This is a genomic window from Streptomyces colwelliae (assembly GCF_048158785.1).
GTDB lineage: Bacteria > Actinomycetota > Actinomycetes > Streptomycetales > Streptomycetaceae > Streptomyces.
The window spans coordinates 1-3,897 of record NZ_JBLTJC010000617.1; the positions used below are offsets into that span (position 1 = coordinate 1).

The following is a 3,897-nucleotide window of genomic DNA, read 5'->3' on the forward strand; positions in this document are numbered from 1 at the left end:
CCGCGGGTGCGGTCGGAGATGGCGCCGATGATCGGCTGGGCGAAGAGCGTGACGATCGACGAGGTCATCGTCACCAGCGCGAGGTTCGACTCCTTCGCGGCGGCGTCGAGGTTCTGGATCTGAGCGGTCGCGCAGTTCCTCGCGCCCCTGAAAACTGGGCGCGGCTTTCGACTGCGGGTGGGTGGGGGCTGAGCGCGCAGTTCCCCGCGCCCCTTAAACGAACCGCCCGTTTCGAAGGGGCGCGGGGCTGTATCGATATGCGGCTCCGCCGCGTGGGCGCGACAAGCCCCCACTCAGCCGCGGCTGCCCCGAAACCGAACCCCCCTCAGGGGCGCGAGGAACTGCGCGACAAGCCACAACGCACCCGCAGCCGCCCCCAACCAGCAAGCCCCGAGCTCCTAGGCGAACACGACAGTCCGGCGCCCGTTCAGCAGAATCCGGCGCTCGGCGTGCCACTTGACGGCCCGCGCCAGCGCCTGGCACTCCACGTCGCGCCCGATCGCCACCAACTGGTCCGGCGTCACGTCATGCCCCACCCGCTCGACCTCCTGCTCGATGATCGGCCCCTCGTCGAGGTCGGCGGTCACATAGTGAGCGGTCGCACCGATCAGCTTCACGCCCCGCAGGTGAGCCTGGTGGTACGGCTTCGCACCCTTGAAGCTCGGCAGGAACGAGTGGTGGATGTTGATGATCCGCCCGCTGAGCGCCTTGCAGAGGTCGTCGGAGAGGACCTGCATGTACCGGGCGAGGACGACGAGTTCGACGTTCTCCTCGCGGACCAGGTCGAGGATCCGCGCCTCGGCCTCGGCCTTGGTGTCCTTCGTCACGGGAATGTGGTGGAAGGGGATGTGGTACGACTCCACCAGCTCGGCGAAGTCCGTGTGGTTGGACACCACCGCCGCGATCTCCACCGGCAGCGCCCCGATCCGGGCCCGGAAGAGCAGGTCGTTCAGACAGTGCCCGAACTTGCTGACCATGAGCACGACCCGCATCCGGTCCGCGGCCCGGTTGATCTGCCAGTCCATGTGGAAGGAGTCACCGATCGCCGCGAAGCTCGCCCGCAGCTTCTCCACCGTCACCGGCGACTCCGCCGAGAAGTGGACGCGCATGAAGAACAGCCCCGTGTCGTGGTCGCCGAACTGCTGGCTGTCCTCGATGTTGCAGCCGGTCATGAAGAGGTAGCTCGACACGGCGTGCACGATGCCCTGCTTGTCGGGGCACGACAGGGTGAGGACGTACTGGTCGGCGGGTGCCGCGGCGGCGGTGGACTGCGCGTTCATGCAGGACAGGGTCCCATACCCCCTTGCGCGCAGGGACCGGCGTCCGCCACCCGGACCGGCCTCCCCAGCCCCGCCGGTTTACGCGGACCGCGTGATGATCTGTAGCACCTCGAGCGTCCGCGGCGGCGTGTCCGGGTCGTCCCCGTCGCTCACCGCCATCCGCACATGGGCGTCCCGTGCCGCCCGCACCGCCTCCGGCCACGCCTCGTGGTCGACGTACACGGAGACATGGGCGTCTGGGCCGACCTGGTGCATGATCCGCAGGACGCGCAGGACGGCGGTGTCCACGAGGGCCGCCTCCTGGGAGTCGCGGAAGATCGTGCCGACGTACTTCTCGGCGGACCAGTTGTCGAGCCAGGTGTCCTCGACGAGGCGGTAGACGGCGTCGGTGACGTCCCCGTACCCGTCGACACCGGCCAGCCAGACGTTCTGCTGGAACGCCGGATCGGAGAGCATGTGCAGCGCGGAACGCACGTTGCTGCGCCAGCGCCACCAGGGCATGTCGTTCAGTGGCATGCCGCCCATGGTGGAGGAGCGACGGGGGCGACGGGAAGAGTTCTCCGAACCTTGCACGGTCATCGATCGTACGTTCCTCGTCACACACACAGGAACGCCCCCCGTAATTCACCTCCACGTCACCACTTGTTGACCGCGAGTCACTCCCGGGTTAGTGGTGTGACGGAAGCGTGTCTGTCCATGACAGGCAGGCGACGCAACCGCAGCACCTTCCTCCTCACCTTCACCCGGCCCGTCAGAGCGACCGTCTTGTCGGCGGCGGCTCTGGGGGCGTGCGCCTCGCTCGTGGCCGGCTGCGGGGTCATCCCCGGTACCGCGGCGGGCTCCGGGGACGGCTCGATCACCGTCATGACCTGGGCGCCGTGGGACACCGACGCGACCAACAAGCCGGGCATGCCCGCCATGGCGACGGCGTACGCGAAGTGGATCAACAAGCACGGCGGTATCAACGGCCGCAAACTCAAGGTCCTGACCTGCAACGACCACAACAGCAGCGTGTCCGCCGCGAAGTGCGCCCGGCAGGCCGTGCAGGAGAACGTCGTCGCGGTCGTCGGCTCCTACAGCGAGTTCAGCGACTCGTACTTCGCCCCGCTGGAGGGCGCCGGCATCCCGTACATAGGCGGCTACGGCGTGACGACCGAGGAGTTCACCCGCGCCCTGTCCTACCCCGTCAACGGCGGCCAGCCCGCGCTCCTGGCGGGCCTCGGCAAGGAACTCGCCTCGACCTGCGGCCCGGTCACCCTGGTGCGGCCCGACTCCATCGCCGGCGACGACCTGCCCCCGCTGCTGAACGCCGGGCTCACCGCGGGCGGCCACGCGGCGGCGACCGACCAGCTCGCGGCCGACGACGCCACCGAGTACGCGAGCCAGTCGATCAGCGCCCTGAAGAGCGCGAGCGGCGGCACGGGCAAGGAGGGCTGTGTGGTGCCCTCGCTCGGGGACCGTACCGACACCTTCATGGACTCCTTCCGGCGCGACCGCGAGGACTATCCCGCGGTGCACGCCGCGACCGTGCTCGGCAGCGTCGACCAGACCGAGATCAACTCGACGGGCGGGCAGTCCGGGCCGTACGAGGGGTCGTACATCACGGGCTGGTACCCGGTGGCGAGCGACGCGCGCTGGGACCCGATGAAGAAGGCGATCAACGAGGTGGCCTTCGGCGACAACCGCATCGACCCCGCGGACGCGGGGGTGCAGACCACCTGGATCGCGTACACCGCGTTCAAGACCGTCGTGAACTCGCTCGGCAGCGGTGACATCACCGCCGACACCGTGCGGCGCGCCCTCGACGACGGTGTGAAGGTCACCACGGGCGGGCTCACACCGACGTTGCAGTGGAGCCCCCGCGACGACAACCTCGCCTCGGTCGGCCTGGCCCGGCTGGTCAACGCGGACGTGACCCTTCAGGTCGTACGGAAGGGCGTTCTGGTGTCCGCGAAGAAGGGCTTCTTCGACATGACGAAGACCTTGGACGGCGCGGACCTGGACTGAGGGACCGGGACCCGCGCCCTCCGTCGCTCACAGCTGGGTCGGCTGGCGCTGGGTCAGGCCGTAGGTCTTCGCGATGGTGTTCCAGAGGGCGGCGGCCTTGATCTTCTGGTTGCTGGCGACACCGCTCGCCGCGTTGCCGGCCGCGGTCTGGCCGGTCGTGCGGGCCTGGCCCTTCTTGCAGCCCTTCTTGCCGGCCGCCTGGTCGGCCCAGGCCGCGTAGTGGTTGTCGGCCGACGCCGACGCCTTCCACGCGCTGGTGAGGGCGGTGGTCAGGGCCGCGTTGTCCGGCAGCTTGTCCACCGTCAACTGCGAGAGCTTGGTGACCAGTTCGGCCCGCTGCTTGGCGGCGTTCCGCAGATCGGAGGCCGAGTCGCCGAGCTTGTTACAGGCCTTCACATTGCCTACGGCGTTGATCACCGAGGCACGGCTGCTGCCGCTGTCGGCGAGCAACTTGTCCAGGGCGACGGCCTGTTCCTTCGCGGCATCGGTGCCCGCCGACGAGGAACCGTCCGTCGCGGCCGAGGTCGCGGCGACTGTCTTGTTGCTGTCTCTTATACAAATCTGACGCTGCCGACTAGGAATCGATTAGTACTTACAATCTCCATCGTGG

Annotated in this window: 3 protein-coding genes and 1 pseudogene; 1 reads left to right on the plus strand and 3 read right to left on the minus strand. The window is 68.6% G+C overall.

Annotation, left to right across the window (positions count from 1 at the left end; translation table 11 throughout):
• Window positions 1-398: 398 nt before the first annotated feature.
• Entirely contained in the window at window positions 399-1,280 is an 882-nt protein-coding gene (gene purU, locus ACNFOC_RS52025) for a formyltetrahydrofolate deformylase (RefSeq protein WP_416965967.1), read from the minus strand.
• A 78-nt stretch (window positions 1,281-1,358) separates the two neighbouring features.
• Window positions 1,359-1,859, minus strand: a complete 501-nt coding sequence (locus tag ACNFOC_RS52030) for an SCO4402 family protein (RefSeq protein ID WP_406125273.1) — start codon at window positions 1,857-1,859, stop codon at window positions 1,359-1,361.
• A 117-nt stretch (window positions 1,860-1,976) separates the two neighbouring features.
• Between ACNFOC_RS52030 and ACNFOC_RS52035 the strand changes: the two genes are divergently transcribed.
• Window positions 1,977-3,287 carry an ABC transporter substrate-binding protein gene (locus ACNFOC_RS52035; protein WP_416965968.1) on the plus strand — a complete coding sequence of 437 codons (1,311 nt, stop codon included), beginning with the start codon at window positions 1,977-1,979 and terminating at the stop codon, window positions 3,285-3,287.
• Between the two features lie 27 nt (window positions 3,288-3,314).
• On the opposite strand, the pseudogene ACNFOC_RS52040 reads toward ACNFOC_RS52035, so the two are convergent.
• Window positions 3,315-3,836 (minus strand): annotated as a pseudogene (locus ACNFOC_RS52040) (hypothetical protein); the annotation flags it as partial.
• Between the last annotated feature and the right edge of the window lie 61 nt (window positions 3,837-3,897).

What these genes read in the sequence shown, in the direction of transcription:
- purU (WP_416965967.1), bottom strand. Translation starts at nt 1,280, where the DNA reads ATGAACGCGCAGTCCACCGCCGCCGCGGCACCCGCCGACCAGTACGTC.
- ACNFOC_RS52030 (WP_406125273.1), bottom strand. Translation starts at nt 1,859, where the DNA reads ATGACCGTGCAAGGTTCGGAGAACTCTTCCCGTCGCCCCCGTCGCTCC.
- ACNFOC_RS52035 (WP_416965968.1), top strand. Translation starts at nt 1,977, where the DNA reads ATGACAGGCAGGCGACGCAACCGCAGCACCTTCCTCCTCACCTTCACC.